Origin of the sequence: Mumia quercus (assembly GCF_025506335.1) — a bacterium.
Classification (GTDB): domain Bacteria; phylum Actinomycetota; class Actinomycetes; order Propionibacteriales; family Nocardioidaceae; genus Mumia; species Mumia quercus.
In genome coordinates this window covers 255,276-270,601 of record NZ_JANZYO010000006.1, presented here as the reverse complement: position 1 = coordinate 270,601, position 15,326 = coordinate 255,276, and the positions used below count along the sequence as shown (strand labels likewise).

Genomic DNA, 15,326 nt, shown 5'->3' with positions numbered 1-15,326 from the left:
AGCTCGCCCACTCCCTCGTGGCCGGCGAGGATTGCCCGGTCTGCCTGCAACAAGTCCCGGTCGTGCCACTGCGCCCGCATCACCAGGGCATCGCCGAAGCCGAGGCCGCCCTGAGGGATGCCAAGACGGCGGCAAGCACGGCAGCGCGCGGTCTGAGCCAGGCGGAACGCGAGCACGGCAAGGCGGAGGACGAAGGCGACCGGCTCCGGACCGAGCTCGACCAGGTTCAAGCGAGCCTTGACGGTGAACCTGCAGCCGCCGAGGCGTCACAGCTGCTAGAGCTGGCGACACGGGCGCACGCCAGCCTCACCGCCGCACGCAAAGCATCGCGGGCCGCCCTCGAAAGCCAGCGCAAGGCCGAAAAGGAGCTGAAGGAACTCGAGGAGCGCTACACCGTGGCCGGGCGGACGCTGGGCCAGCTCCGCGACCGCTTCGCCGAGCAACGGCCCCCCGCCCTCACCGGCGACCACGTGGTCGACTGGGACGTCTTCATGGACTGGGTCCAGGAGACGGGTGCCACGCTGGAAGCGAAGGTGTCGGAACGCGCCCAGGAGATGAAGCGGGCCGAGCTGGTCGCGGACCGGCAACGAGACAAGGTGATGGAGTTCCTGGCCTCGGGAGGCATTGCTGCCCCACCGTCGCTGACCGAGGTGAGCGTGAGCACGACCGTGGCCAACGCCCTCACCGCGGGACAGCTGGCGGTCCAGCGGGTAGAGGAACGTCGAGCGCACGTGGCACAGCTGGTGGCCGACGTTGCGGAGGCCGAACAGACCGAGCGACTTAACAAGGGCCTGGGCCTGCTGCTGAGCGCCAGGAACTTTGAGCGCTGGATGGTCGAAGAGGCCCTCCAGTCCATGGTGATCGAGGCTTCGGCAACCCTCAACGAGCTCTCCAACGGTCAGTTCGAGCTCACCGTCGACTCGAAACAGGACCTCTTAGTGGTCGACCACAACGACGCGAGCAGCCAACGGCCGGTCCAGACCCTCTCCGGCGGGGAGACCTTCCAGGCCTCGCTGGCGCTGGCGCTGGCGCTGAGCTCTCAGATCGCGAGCCTCTCCTCGGGCGGCGGTCAGCTCGACACCATCCTGCTCGACGAGGGGTTCGGCACCCTGGATGCCTCGACCCTCGACGTCGTCGCCTCGACCCTCGAGCAGCTCTCCGGCGGTGGTGAGCGGACCGTTGGTCTGGTGACGCACGTGGCGGCGCTCGCCGACCGGGTTCCGGTGCGGTTCCAGGTCACCCGCGAGGGCTCGAGATCCCGCGTCGAGAAGGTGTGGACATGACCGCACCCCGGATCGCGGTCGACCCCTGGGATCCGTCGTACGGCACACCCATGGGAGAAGCCGCGATGGAGGAGTCGACGGCTCGACTGACCCTCGACTTCGAGGTGCCGGGAGACCGGTGGGCGCCGCAGGACCCCCCTGAGTCTGTGTGGCAGCCGGATGAGGTGCTGCTGGTCGACGGCATCCGCCGAGTCGACGCCAGGGTGTGGTTCATCGTCGACGGACAGCCAGCACCGACCCTTGGGTTGGCCGGCAGCTTCGCGGCGGGCGTGGTTCGGATCAACGGCCGGGCCGCGCTCGCAGAGGCCCAGGTCCGACGCGCCATCTTCACCGCCTGTCCCACGGCGACCGAGATCCGGGCACCTCTGACGACATACCCGATCATTCACAGCGCCGGCGGGGATCCGGACGCCCTGTCATTGACCCTGCAGCAGCAGATGCGCGACCTCGAACTTCTAGTCGCCCACTCCACCAGATCCAGCAACAACGACCTGCTCCTCCTGGACGGTCCGCTGCGCGGACGCACGACCATCCCCCGGACCGTGGGCTACATCAAGACCCACCACGCGGCATACCTACCGACAGAACTCAACACGGTGGTAGCCGCCCTCCGGCCAGGCCAGCGGACGCCCGTATTCACCATCGGCACGTCCTGGTCGCGCCACACGTGGTACGTCAGATTGCCCGTCGCCTCCGACGCGCCCTGGTCCGGTGTCGTCCGGTGTGAGTGCGCCGACAGTCTCTCTCGCGACGAGGCCGTCAGACTGGCTGACGCAACAACAGCTCTTCTCCCGGGGCTCGCAAGCCGCCCACACAAGGACCCTCGCGCCCCGCAGAATCTGATTCCCATCGGAGGACTCGAGAAGCTGTTACGGCACCGTCTGGGCGACCCGACAAAGCTCCACCGGGGTCTGGTCGCCGCCAGTAGAGGAGGCTCCTGATGGAAAGTGCTGAGATCGGAGCGGCGGCGCGGGCGTTCGCGGCCGAACGAGAACTGATTGTCTGGGAGTCATTCCCCTGGGGCGGCGCGACCGTAGTCTGGCCTGCCGCCGAAGACCTAAAGGGCTACTTGGACGTGCTCCAGCGTGTTGGCGCCCGCATTCTCTACTTGGAGGACGATGGCGCTGTCCTGGGATTCGCCGCCAATGGCGTCATACATGCATTCCCGAGCGCCGATCTGCGACAACGGCTCGTCGACGACCCGGTGGCGGAAGGCGCCGACGTCGACGAAGGTGACGAAGTACGGCTTTTCTGTGTCGATGGCGGACTACTCCAATCCGTACTACGACTACCGCAGCGGGCGGACCATCGAGGGCGAGCTTCGCGAGCTGGTCGACAGAATTGTGGCGGACGAACGCTTCGACGGACACCAGAGTCGGCGACTGTGTGCCGAGTTCACCTCACACCTCGACGCAGAAGACGCAGAGACGGTTCGAAGTGTGGCGGCCAGGGTCTTCAACGAGACTGTAGGCAAGAAGCTCGACAACCGAGCGCAGCAACTCGTTGCCGACCTCGCTGTCGATCCTGCGTTCGATCCCCTGGCTTGGGGCGATGACCTCCACGACTTCCTCAGCGCGCGAGTAGCTGAGGAGGACCCGCGGGTGTTGACGCGTCTCCAGCGGGAACTCCCCGGCTACGCCCGAGAAAGTGGTCTCGCGCGCAAGGCCGAGCGCGAGATCGCGCAATCCGCTCGACAGATGCTCGAGCGGATTCCCCCCTTGGTTCGCGATCAGTTGGGTTTCGCGTCCAAGAACGCGACCCGACTGCAGATCGTCAGCCCATACCTCGACGACGAACTGCCTGACCACCGGAAGCACCATGTCCTGCGGGAACTCGTGAGCATTGAGGCTGATCTGTACTCGGCAACCCGGGAGGCGCGGTACGCCACAGCCGTGCGAAAACTGCTCGACCTCGGGATCAGGAAGGCAGAGATCTCCCGGCGCCTGGGAATCTCGACCTCGGTCATGGATCGGCTCGCCAGTACTCATCGATCAGACGTGGACCTCGACGCCGGCGATCCGATCGTGGCGACTCTGGCCCCTGAGATCGGCTGAGCTCCGACTACTCGGCCCCGGATCCTGCATCTAACGATCAGAGCGAGTGCCGCCAAGGAGGCACCGGCGAAGTTCGTCGAGCTCGCGGTAAGCGAGGACCTGTCGTAACCTCTCGATTCCGTCGCCACCCTCCGTGCGCCCATGTCGGTCCGCAGTGAATTGATGCCACCGCGAGGGGTGCCTGACGTCGTCGCCGACGGACCAGGCGCCTAAGTGTCCGGAGTCCTCGGCGACGTCCAGCAGCCACTGAACCTGTGACTCGGCGTGTCGGCGCGCGGGACCGAGGTGGCGCAAGACGCCCCACGCAAGAAGTAGCTTCCTCGATTGTCTCGTCCCGCGGCTAAGCTCCGCCCGCGCGCTGAGCCATGGCTTCTCGTCCGCGCCGACGACTGCAGCATCTCGCGCATGTTGCGTCGCTGTGCTCATCAGATTCGCGATCTGAAAGTCCTCGTGGCCCAGGATCTTAGCTCCGCGGCGGACTGCACCGATGGTTCGAGTTCCCGAGGTGAGCGGGGGGGTCAACAGCACCACACAGAGATCTGCGGACTGCGTCGATCTGGTCATATGTCCAGCGCCATCACTGTTCGTCCGACGCCTTCCGTGTGCTTGCTCACGCCCGCGGCCCGCCTCGGGAGAACGGCGGGAAGCTTCACTGCAAAGAACTCAGGAGCGTGTCCCAGGTCATCGAGCGCGATTGACTCCGCAGCTCGCCCAAGGAGAAGACACCGGATAAGCCAGGCTGCCAGGGCACCTTCGGCAACTGAGAGGCAGCCGCGTGTACTTACCGAAGCGGACGGCTCACCCTCGAGTAGCCCCAAGCCGCGCAAGGTCTTGACTCCGCGTTGAGTGGAGATGTCGATGCTCCGTCGCGGGCCGTAGAGCCTTCGCATTCGATCGCGCAGCACCACGGTGTCCACTTCGCCACGTGCAATCACCTCGCGTCCACAAGCGTCCAGCAGGCTACGAATGAACGGCTCGCTGACCAAGAGGGCTCCCAAGTGCAGGGGGCGCCAATCGGCGGTTCGATCTGCATAGGCCAACGCCCACTGGACGTGGCTCAGCTGCGTCGTGCCCGGAGCCAGCCAGATCCGGGTGAGAGCAGTTACCGTCTTGGTGAGCGCCGCAGCTCCCAAGGGCTCGTGCACGAGCTCATCGCGAAGTTGGGTCCGAGCTTCGGCCACCGAAAGCCGTTTCCGAGCGACGCGGAGCGCAGCGTCTAGCCACTCAACCTTGAGATCGCGGTCAAGGATTGCGTCACCCATCACATGATCCTTGAGAGCGGGACGATAACTTCATCGAGACTCAGGCCTCCGTGGGTAATTGCTCCTCCGGTGCGCTGATAGAAGGTGCGGCCGGGGGCAAAGAGAGGAGCCCCCGCTACCTCTGGGAATCCCGGCGGGGTCCACTCGGAACCGGGCACAGCGGCGACGGTCCGTTGGGCCTCAGTCCGGTAGATCCGGGCCCGCTTGCCTCTCCCCGTCACCCTCACCCCTTCGTCTGGCACTGGCAGGTCTAACCCTAGGCAGGGCAGGTTGCCGTGGTCCGAAGTTATCCACAGCTGGGCACTTCGGCGTGCAGCCCAGTCCAGGGCGCGTTCGAGGAACCCCGCGTCTAGCCAGGTCCGCAGTCCGGCATGGAACTGGTGGTCTCCGTTGACCGCGACGCCGTGCATCAGGTTGTCGACAGCATTAACCGCTACGCCGATCGCGACAGCATCGTCCGGTGGGTCGGACCATCCCACGTTCGAGGCCCCGTCTGTTCTGTAGTAGTGAATCTGTTCAGGTGCCAGCCCCTGGGCCACCCAGAAGCTGCGCCAATGGGTCTTCTCGACATCTGTTCGCTCAATGGTCTCGGCGAAGGTGCTTGGGAGTGCGCCGGCAAAGATCGCCTGTCGGCTCACCGTAGTCATCGTCGGCAGGCAGGCCAGCACGCGACGGTCGTCAAGAGCCTTGAGAGACAGGCTCGAGACGAGATGCTGCCACTGCGCCACCCCTAGACCATCGAGAACCAGCAGCAGAACCTTCGACCCACGCGCAACAACCTGAGAGGCGAGGAATGGCGCCACCTGATGCACGCTGGCGGGGTGGAGCACATTCCTGGTAAGCAGAAGGCCGTAATTGCTCCTCAACCAGGCGTTCCAAGGACCGTCGAGGGCATCCCACCTAGCCCAGACGCGCTGTGCGAGAGCAGAAGTCTCCGGGGTCGGCGGAAGCGCGGCAAGAGACCATCGGACTCGCGCCCAGGCCTCGCTCACGGAGATCCAGGACTCCAGCGAGGTGCCGTCCGTTGGCAACGCATCTAAGAGGCGAACGACCTCAGGCGCAGCATCTGCCTCCCTGACCGCGTCCCTCAGAACCTTCGGCAGGCTCTCAGGCAGGGGCACGGCGAAGACGGTGGTCTGCTGCTCTTCAACTAGGTGGCTGAGATCTTCGGCCGCAGCCCTCAGAGCCGTGTCGTCGGGGTGGTTCATGCCGAGCTGGCTCCACTCGGTCAGGAGCTGCCCGACAGCAACCATTGGGTCATCGGCCTCCAGGATCCTGAGGGCTGCTCCCGGCGGGCAGGTCGGGCCAAGGAGCTGCCGAAGGCCAGGCCCCAGTGAGCGAGCCAGGCGAACGGCCGCTGTTACTGACATATCGGAGGCGGGGGGCCAAGCCAGCCCAGTGAGCTCGCGAGCCAGCGCAGTGAGTCGTTCCTGTACCGATCGATTGAGGGTCAGGATCTCAACAGCGTGCGGCGGCAGTTGGCGGACATCCATCAGGGCTTGCGGAGGGAGCCGGACATCGAGGACGCGGTGCGGGAACGAGCGAGCGTCGAAAGGAAGGTCGTGCGCAGAAGCAAGGTCAGGAATGCGCAGATGTATGAGCAGCGGGGGCTCCGACGGCCCGAATCGTCGCAGGCGCCGTTCAAGGAGGCGGCGGAACTGCCAACGATCGTCGACGGTCACGATCTCCCCGTTCTCGCTCTCAACGTCATCGAGACCATGAGGGTCGAGATACAGCAGGAACTCCCCCGGATCCAATTGGAGTTCCCCCACGAGGGTGTGCCATGTGGTGCTCAGCAACCTGGTAGTCATGTGCATCTGACCGCGAGGGCAATGCGCAGGCTGGGCAGCCGAGGCAGGCTTCCTCCGCCGAGTTCGCGCAGATGCTGGTAACTGAAGTCGCTGAGAGCTCGCGTAAGTGCCGCGTGCACGTCTGCTGGAATCGGAATCAGGTCGAGACTGGTGATTCTCTTGTTGGCCAGCGAGTCCAAGAGGATACGACCCTGGCGTGGGTCGGGTCGCCCGCCGTCATCTGGGACGAACACGGCGAACGCCGCACTTGCACCATCCCTGTCGCCCTGTGCGACTCTCGCGACCGCCAACCACCCGCGCGCGCCATCCAGTCTCACCTGAGGTACCGGTTCACCAGGGACTATGACACTGGTGCGGCGCAGTGCAGCGTTTGCCGCTCCGTCGGTCTCGTCGTTGAGTCGCTCGATCAGGCCCGGGACCGGGGAGGGCGCCGGCTTTGGCGCGGTGATCGCGATCTCGCCCAGAATCGCCCGCTCTCCGCTGGTCGCCTGCAGCTCGGTGCGGGTCGCGGCCGCGAAGGCCTCGCCTGCTTCGTCGAGGCCTTCAGGATTCAGAATCGCTGTCACGTACAGGGAGTCGGTCAGGCCATCGACCGTCGCTAGAACATCTCCGCGCTTGTCGACCCCGAGTTCTCGAAGGATCACTGCAAGTTTGGATTCCAGCACTTCTAGGACCCGTTGATCCACGCTGTCCTCCAGGGCGAAGCTGAAGGCCCTGACAGGCACCCGCTGGCCGATGCGGTCAACGCGACCGATTCGCTGCTCTACGAGAGTCGGGGTCCAGGGGAGATCCCAATTCACAACCACGTGGGCGAACTGTAGGTTGACCCCTTCACCGCCGGCGTCAGTCGACACAAGGATCTGGGCCTTGTCACGGAAGGCGGCCTGGGCTTCGGCGCGCTCGGCCAGGCCCATGGTCCCGTCCACGGTGGCAGTCCGAACGCCCTGGGCCTCGAGCACGTTCACGACGGCCCTCTGTGTCGCCCGGAACTGGGTGAAGACCAGGATCTTGACTTCGGGGTCCTGCTCGTCTCGCTGCAGGGCCCGCAGCAGCCTCAGGAAGTGCGCTGTCTTCGGGTCAGGCTCGGCGCTGAGCGTGCGCCTAGCCAGGTCGACGAGACGGGCGAGGTCGGTCTGGTCCGTAAACGAGGCACCTGATCGCTCAAGCAGGAGGATGCTCTCCTCGTCATCAAGCTCGTCCCAGGCCAACTGGTCCGACTCACTTTCTGGCGCTCTGCGCAACGTCTCAAGTCGCCGCTCGAGAGCTGCAACGATGGCCGCGGTGGAGCTTGCGACAAGCCGCTGGAAGAGCAGCATCAGGAAGCTGCGGGCCGTGTCCCCAGCAGCACGGGCGCTGAGGTAGCCCTCTCGGACGTAGTCCGTCACGGCGTCATACAGCTCGCGATGCAGGGGGTGATCGTGCCACGGGACGATCTCGAGCTGGGTGGTGCGCGGGTGAAAGAGTGGCTGGCCCGCGTGGTCGACGGCGGTGCGTTTGTCACTTCGCGCCACGACGGCAGCCACCGTGCTGGCGTTGATGTCGCGGCCGTCCTGGAAGCCTGGGTCAAGCAAGCCGAGGAAGCGCCGGAAGGACTCGGACTTACCGGAGTGTGGGGTCGCCGTCAGTAAGAGCAGGTGGTCGGTGGTGGCGGCCAAGTCGAGGGCCAGCTGGTGCCGGGCAACATCGACACGTGAGCCGGCGACGTGGTGCGCCTCATCAATGATGACAAGGTCCCAGTCGGCTGCGGACACTCCGCGAGCTCGAGCAGCGTTGTGAGCTTCGAGCTGCTGCTGGTTCCATCCCACGCGACGACGGAGAGGCTTGATCGCGTCGACGCTGGTCACCGCGAGGTCGAACGCGCGCCAGACGGCCCCACTGGCGTCGATGGGAACGCCCTCGGGTCCGATCCGGACAAAGTCGAGGCCGAACTTCTCCTTCATCTCGGCGACCCACTGCAACTGCACGCCTTTAGGAGCAACGACAAGGACTCGGCGAATTCGACCACGGGCAAGCAACTCAGTCGCAACCGCGCCAGCGGTCATTGTCTTCCCAAGCCCGACTTCGCAACAGACTGCGAGTCGAACCGGCTCGAGTCGCAAAGCACGCTGCAGGATCGCGGCTTGGTGGGGAAGGAGATCGACGCGGGCGCCTGCAGCTATCGGATGCCCAGTGCTCGCCTCAGCAAGAACCCGCAGAGCCAGGGCCCTCTCAGCCAGCTCGTGGGGCCCCCATCGGCGCCGTTCGAGGTCAACCACGTCCTCCGCGGACACGGTATGGACGCGTCCCTCAGCAGGGGAGTAGATGTCGAGAATGGTCTGGCCAAAGAGGTGCTGCTCGCTGAGGATCTGGACGACTTCCCGTCCTCCAGGCCACCATCGCCAAGTTGCTTCCATCACCTGCTCAGCCGGGATCGAGCGTTACGAACGTACGCCAGCACCGCGGGCAACTCGACGAGGTAGTCCTGGGGAAGCCGGGCCCCGACCTTCACAATCGTGTTGTAGTCACTATCGGCCCAGGCCTTCTTAAAGCCGGCGAGAACGGCTTCCCCGCGGAAGCGGCGCAGTGGTCCACTACCGGCGGCGTAGCTGTCAAAGGTACGCAGAAGGTCGCGGTTGCGGAGTTGCTCTAGGTGCTCAACCTTGCGTGGGTCGGGAACTGCCCAGGCTCCGTTGGATTCTTGTATGAAGTTCTGCTCGAGGAGTTCGCGCAGGTCGGGGAGCTGGTCGGGACGTTCCCCGGTGGTAGCGACCTCCTTGAGGTACTCAGGCTGGATTCCAGCCATGGATTGGGGCTTGCGCTTGAGTTGCTGGCGCAGCCACGCGACGGCGGACTTCTCGTCAGTCACGAACAGTTCCACGTCAGCCAGGGCCTTGAACGTGAGCTTCTTCCGCTCATAGGTCTCGACCTGGTCTGGCCGGAAGTACATCCCGTCTCGTTCGTTGTAGTGCGATTCGAGACCGGCATAGAACTCTCCGGCCGTCATGGGTACGGGCAAGCCTGCGCTGACGTAGTACGAGACGACGCGGTGGTAGATGCGGTCGGGATGCCGTTCGCGAACGGCCCGGACGTGACTCCCTGTGTCCTCCACGATCGGCAGATGCTTGAGGTGCTCACCTACGAACGCCCAAACGGAGGCGCCACCGCTGCCTGCAACCGCTTCGCTTGTTGAGGCGTCCGGCTTGTAGCAGGAAATCATCAGGTCCTGCTTGACAGCGTTCACCGCCGTCGCCTGTCGATAACTGTCTTGGGTCTTGTCGAGAACCCGGGTGTCGGCGACGACAAACCCTGCGGCGCCGAGTGCCTCCTGCAGAGCAGCCCAGACTTCGTTGGAGCTGTTCGAGAACTCAACGGTCATCCATCGACCGGGCTTGAGCACGCGGGCGAACTCGTTGAAGCATGCCGTCATCAAGTCTGCGTACTCGCGATTCCCCTTACCCCGTGGCCTGTCAACGATCGCTTCACGCTCGACCTGCGTCAGAACCCCGTGCCAACCCTCAATCACTTGCGCAAGGTCGGAGTAGGGGATGTTCTCGCCGAACGGGGGATCGACGAAGATGTAGTCGACTGTCGCGTCGTCGAGAGGGAGGTTGGCGGCGTCACCGGTGGAGATTCGGATATCGGCCGTCTTAGGGATCGACTGCCAGAGCTTGACGAGGGTCTTCTTCTTCCCTCTCGATGGCTGGCTACCCTCAAGGTTGTACCTGGGAGAGCACTCGGAAATAAGTGAAGATACGTAGTACACGCCATTCTGATTGCGATTCACTTGTGAATGATCGGTGGCCTTGTATCGGTTCATCCACGACAATCCCCAGAAGCACTGTTCCACCCAGAACTTCAGCGCTCTCCGAAGGGAAGGCTCTTCCTCTTCCTTTGCCCAGGACCAGAGTCTCGAGAGCGCCGCGAGCGACCGATCCGAGTAGAGATGTTGGACGGCAGTAAACCCCTTCGGCGCGAGACGTGAGCCATGCACCATGTTCTCGATCGGCAGAGACGCCGTCGGCGCTCCCGGTGCGGTCAGAGACGCGATTCGACCGAGAACCTCAAGGTCCTCCTTATCAGGCGCCTTGCTTCCCGTAACGATCGCCTTACCGCTACGCCAGCGGTAGTGGATTCGCACCGGCCGCAATTCCACACGCTCTATGAGTTCTCCCGTTAGAACTCTCACGGTCGTCTTACGTCGTACAAGTTGCGGGGAGCTCCGCTTGCCGACGGTCGCTCCACAACCTGGACATGGGAAGACTTCGTTCACCTTGAGCGTCGCCTTGTCGAATGCCCCCTCGTAGTAGACGACCGCCGCAGCACAATGCGGGCAGGTGAAGACCTCCGACCACACGGTGTAGTCAATGTCCGCCTCGAGGCCTTCGGGCGTCTTGGTCTTATACATCCAGCCAAGCTCGTCATCGAGGCGCGCCAGCAGCCTGTCACTCGCCCTGTCGAACTCGGCTGGATCGACAGGCAGGGTGACGCCCGACGCGAGGAAGGTGGCGTTAGGAGCAAGATCGTTAAGTACCGCGCGGCGAGCTCCCCATAGCGGCGACTTGCCGTGCCTCTTGAACTCGGTCTCGATCTCTCTGTTCGGCGTTGCGCACATCTGGGCCGCAACGCCGGTCATGCCCGAGCCGGCAAAGCCATCGAGCACGACGTCACCGGGCTTTGTGTAATGCAAGAGCAACCGAACAATGACCTCTGGGGGCACCTTCGTGGGATAGGCGTGCGCTTTGTACTGGAGGGTGTTCTTCGAACCTTGGACATCGTCGAGGTAGGGACCCGGGTCCTCACGCGCATCGTTGTTTGGCATCGAAGCCGCGACCCACTCGCGCACGAAGGGATTCGTGGTGGCGCTGTGCCACGGCGCGCTCGACATCTCGAGGATCGACGCCACACTCTGTCCAGATGCGAGGGGCAGGTTGCCTGACTCCAGCTCCTTGCGCAGCTGCTCAGTCGCAGACGCCGTCAGGTCGGCGCGGCCCTCCTTGTCGCCGTCGAAGAGGTGGTCGCTCACTGATCATCTCCATCGGCCACGAGACGGATGCTTGCCGGGTCTCCCCCGGCCTTCTGGGCCAGCCCATTGAGCCAGGTCTCGAAAGCCTGCGCAGCGTCAGCCACTGTTGTTGCCCGACCGGCCGGGAACACCGCGTCGACGAGTTCACGGGGGGCGACGTGAACGATCGAGAACTTGTTGAGGAGCTGCTTGACGGTCGACACAAGCTGCTGACTGATCTCCCCCACCGCGAGCTTGTCGTCCAGCAACTCCTCGACTCGCGCTCGCTCCTCCGTCTGCAGTACCTCGAGCTGCTGGTGGATCTCCGGAGCCCGTACGGAGTCCCGAAGGGCTGCAACCCACTCGGTCCACAGTTCGTTCACACGGTCCGCAACGGACTTGAGCCGCTGCTGAGCCGACTCACCCGAGGCAGGCGACGGCCGGTAACTGCAGTGCGGACAGGTGTAGGTGTTGTCGTAGTCGCTCGGGCTGAACTGCTTGCACGCGACCAGACCCAGGAGCCGCGCATCCAGGTCCCCGAATTGTCCGCTCGGCAGGAGCTCAATGGTCGACAGCGTGGTCAGATCGCGCCAGGCTGGGCCGTTGACGAGCTCTTGCTTCTCGGTGTCCCCTGAGGCCGGCAGCCTTTCTGCGGTGTGTCGCTCGACCGCGAAGGTGCGGTACTGGACGCGCATGTCCTCAGCTGCGCGTCGGGCGGCAGCTGCCGCGTTCTTGTCCAGTGCGGGCGCCCTCAGAACGTCACGGAGCTGGGCCCGAGCGTGGGTCGCATCTTCCGCGTATGGGTCGTTCGCGCCCAGAACGTTCCCCGCATCCTCCAAGTAGCGCACGATCGGGCTGAATTGGTCGTTGACCCTGCGAAGCTCATCGACTCGGGCCAGCTCCTTCTTCCCCTCGGCAGCAGCGTCCAGCTTCGCTTGATCAAGATTCAGTCGCTTGAGCTTTCCGACGTTGTTCCGGGTCCGCACGTCGGCGACGACATCGACGAAGGCTGCGATCCGAGCAAGCCGCCCAGCGGGATCATCGAACAACTCCTCGCCCCAAAGCCGAGGCGCCGACTGCACGTACGCCTTCAACTCACTCGCCGTAGCGTGCGTCGCGTCCGCCTCGGCCACGAATCTGGCGGCGACCTCGTTCGTAACCTCTCCCTGTCCAAGCGCGGGCGGAAGCCCGAGCAGGGTCGCGACTCGCGTGAGCCCGGCGGCGTCCACCCCGGCGGGGGTGGTGATGAACGACAGTCGCTCGAGATCGACCTGGGACATCCTGCTCAGGTCGTCGAGGTTGGAGGCAGTGATCTTCTGGCCACCTGCGAAGCCCAGCTCAGCCCTTCCGAGATAACTGAGCGCAGCGGCGACAACCACGAGCCACAGAGGTTCCAGGTGCCACGTACCCCACGTTCGAACCCCCGGGTCGCGCTCCACCAAGAGGTCGGAATCATTCACGGCTGCACCGCCGGCGGCATTGAGGGTGCCGACGAGGGCAGCGGCGTACGTACCGGACTCGACGATGTTCTCGTCCAAGTCGCGCAACTGCAGCGCCCCGAGGGTCGCGCGGCCTAGGGCCGTGTCCTTGCCGGAAAGCTGCGCCAGTGCGGCCTGTGCCGCGTTGAACAGGTTGCTTGAGGTCAGTTGGTCGCTAAACAAGGGGTAGCCCGGATACCTGGTGGCGAAATGTGTGGCGAGAGCGTTGGAGGCAATAGTGTCAAGCTGCTCCTTGAGGCTCTTGCGGCCACCCTGGACCCCCGCAAGCCACTGCGCGATCGTCTTCTGCTCGCCTTGATAGGTCACCTTCATGTTGTTCACGAGATTCGCGCGCAACCAGGCGACCATCTCGTTGAGATGCTTCGCCGCGCGGGACTCGAAGGCTGAACGATGCTGGCTCGTTGTCTCCTGCGCCTTCAGCAGCGAGGCGGCATAGCGGCGCAGAGACGTAGTGAAACCCTCGTCGGGATCCTCCAGCCGGAGAAAGACTTCGTCTGGGTTCATGGGGTCGTCAAACTTCGGCGGGGCATACGGCTGAAGGAAGTAGAGATAGAAGTCACGAGGCGGTTGCGCAGTCGAACGTTCGTTCGGAGCTCCCATGAACAGGTACCCCAGGCGGGTTACCTTCTTCGCGGCCCACGGCAGCTCGTAGGTCCAGATTCGATACCCCGCTACGTAAGGGCTAGCGGAAACCTCGAGCAACTGTTCAAGCGCCCGGTAGTACGCATTGTCGAGCTGATCCTCGTCGAGGGTGACGGCCCGCTCGTTGACTTGCTGTTCGTAGTCGACGTCCTTCTTCAGGTCGAGGTACACCTGACCGTTGGCTTCGTTCGTGGAGAGGAACTGCCCCGAGACCGCCTTGCTGATCTCCCGTACCAGCGTCTCGATCGAGCCGGCAATGAACGCCGCGTCGAGTTCAGGGGTGTCGGGCGGCAGCAAGCACAGGTCGTCCCGCAGGTCGTCGACGGTAAGGCCGATGGGCGCATCCAGGTCGTCGGTCGTCAGGCGGTGGACCGCCAAAGCATCGACGATCCTGAGCGCCGGCTGCACGTCGCCAGGAACGTCGATGTTGCGCTCGACCTGGTCCCGCAGAACACGGGTTCGTTCAAGAACCGTGCGAACTTCCGGAATCACCCGATTCGCCGGGTCGGCGTCGAGTTCGCTGCGGTAGCTGTCGAAGCAGATGACTCCGGGCGCGTCATCTGGGACCTCGTCATCCAGTCGTTGCCTGATCTGCGCGGTGAGGCTCGAGAGGATGCGACGCTTCTCGACAATGGTCAGGGCCTCGAACGTCTTGAGGTACGCGGGGTGCACGGGGAAGAGGTCCACGAACGACTCCAGGTCGCGCCCAAGCGACTCGAAGGCTGGAGCGAACTTTGCCAAGTGCTCCCGGATGAGGTTCTTCTGCTCAGCGTCCTTGCCAAGAATTCGACCCTGCACGACGTACGCCACATCTTCTCGCGCGATGCGGAACGACTGATACCGCTCCCGGACGCGACGAACCTCGTCCTGCGCAGCGGCGAACCGAGGATTGTCGAAGATCGTCTCTTGGACACCGGCCATGAGTCGGAACCGACCGTCGCGGCAGAACTCGCCCATCTCGCGCAGGAACCCGAGGTCGAGGATGATCTCGCTGTCCCTGCGGGTTCGGAGGAAGTCGAGCAACTCGTCGACGACAAGGAGCAGCCCGTGGTCGGGGTACGCCGCCTCGAAGAGAGCCATCATCTCCTGGAGGGGACGCTTGTTGTTCGTCACCTTGTCGAGGGGAGGAAACTCGTAGGTGACTCCCAGCTTGGCCAGACCGTCCTGGAGTTCCGAGGCGAGAAGGTCGCGCAAGCCCATTTGTACCGCGCCGATCTCGACTCGAATGACCTTGAAGCGCCCGGCGACTGGTGCCGCCGCCTCGGCCGTGGCTTCGTCAGTCAGGTCCGAAACCAAGTCGGCGTTCTCCGCAACAGCCGACAGACAGCTCATCAGGTGGGTCTTGCCTGTGCCGTAAGTCGCGATGAGCAGCAGACCCTTGTGATCGAAATCGGGATTGTCAAACCTCAAGTTCGGCAGCACTACTTGCGTCAACTGCTCCCGCATCGTCTCGGAGATGATGAAGGTGCGAACGTCCTCGCGCGCCTGATCGGCGCTGTCGGCGGCGCGGAGTTGCTTGACGCTCTCGACAGGCTCGAAATGAACCAGGTCGCGGTAACGCATCAGCTGAACCTCTCTGAGATGAATGGAGCCTCGTCCGCGAAGATGGTGGCCTTCGTCCGGAGAAGCAGGCTTCCCTGTAAGTCTTGATCAGTATGTCTTGACCCACCGACACCGGGCGGAAAGGTGAGGGGCTGCACCTCCGTGTCCACCGGCCAGACAGCAATGACGGGCTGGACTCTCGCCAGGGTCGCCAGGAGTCGGATCGGGTCGAGGCTAAGGACCGGGTCGAAG

At 64.1% G+C, this 15,326-nt stretch carries 8 protein-coding genes; 3 read left to right on the top strand and 5 right to left on the bottom strand.

The features are described 5' to 3' along the window. Positions 1 to 17: 17 nt before the first annotated feature. The 3 genes from NYZ95_RS20495 to NYZ95_RS15825 all read left to right on the top strand — a co-directional run bounded on the left by NYZ95_RS20495 (position 18) and on the right by NYZ95_RS15825 (position 3,337). Positions 18 to 1,283, top strand: a complete 1,266-nt coding sequence (locus NYZ95_RS20495) for an SbcC/MukB-like Walker B domain-containing protein (RefSeq protein ID WP_262852290.1) — start codon at positions 18 to 20, stop codon at positions 1,281 to 1,283. Then, the gene (locus NYZ95_RS15830) at positions 1,280 to 2,224 is read left to right on the top strand and encodes a DNA double-strand break repair nuclease NurA (RefSeq protein ID WP_262852289.1); all 945 of its coding nucleotides are present in this window, start codon (positions 1,280 to 1,282) and stop codon (positions 2,222 to 2,224) included. Before NYZ95_RS20495 ends, NYZ95_RS15830 begins: the two co-directional genes overlap by 4 nt. A gap of 177 nt (positions 2,225 to 2,401) precedes the next feature. Next, on the top strand, positions 2,402 to 3,337 hold the full coding sequence (locus tag NYZ95_RS15825) for a hypothetical protein (protein WP_262852288.1): 936 nt from the start codon (positions 2,402 to 2,404) through the stop codon (positions 3,335 to 3,337). 560 nt (positions 3,338 to 3,897) lie between these two features. Here NYZ95_RS15825 and NYZ95_RS15820 read toward each other — a convergent pair. The 5 genes from NYZ95_RS15820 to NYZ95_RS15800 all read right to left on the bottom strand — a co-directional run bounded on the left by NYZ95_RS15820 (position 3,898) and on the right by NYZ95_RS15800 (position 15,095). Then, on the bottom strand, positions 3,898 to 4,599 hold the full coding sequence (locus NYZ95_RS15820; protein ID WP_262852287.1) for a hypothetical protein: 702 nt from the start codon (positions 4,597 to 4,599) through the stop codon (positions 3,898 to 3,900). Continuing rightward, complete coding sequence (locus NYZ95_RS15815) at positions 4,599 to 6,410, bottom strand: PglZ domain-containing protein (RefSeq protein WP_262852286.1); 1,812 nt, start codon at positions 6,408 to 6,410, stop codon at positions 4,599 to 4,601. The genes NYZ95_RS15820 and NYZ95_RS15815 overlap by 1 nt, the downstream gene beginning before the upstream one ends. After that, a complete protein-coding gene (locus tag NYZ95_RS15810; protein ID WP_262852285.1) occupies positions 6,407 to 8,680 on the bottom strand; it encodes a DEAD/DEAH box helicase in 2,274 nt (757 codons plus the stop codon). The genes NYZ95_RS15815 and NYZ95_RS15810 overlap by 4 nt, the downstream gene beginning before the upstream one ends. A gap of 122 nt (positions 8,681 to 8,802) precedes the next feature. Beyond that, a complete protein-coding gene (locus NYZ95_RS15805) occupies positions 8,803 to 11,412 on the bottom strand; it encodes a DNA methyltransferase (protein ID WP_262852284.1) in 2,610 nt (869 codons plus the stop codon). Further along, positions 11,409 to 15,095, bottom strand: a complete 3,687-nt coding sequence (locus NYZ95_RS15800; protein ID WP_262852283.1) for a DUF6079 family protein — start codon at positions 15,093 to 15,095, stop codon at positions 11,409 to 11,411. The genes NYZ95_RS15805 and NYZ95_RS15800 overlap by 4 nt, the downstream gene beginning before the upstream one ends. Positions 15,096 to 15,326: the final 231 nt, after the last annotated feature.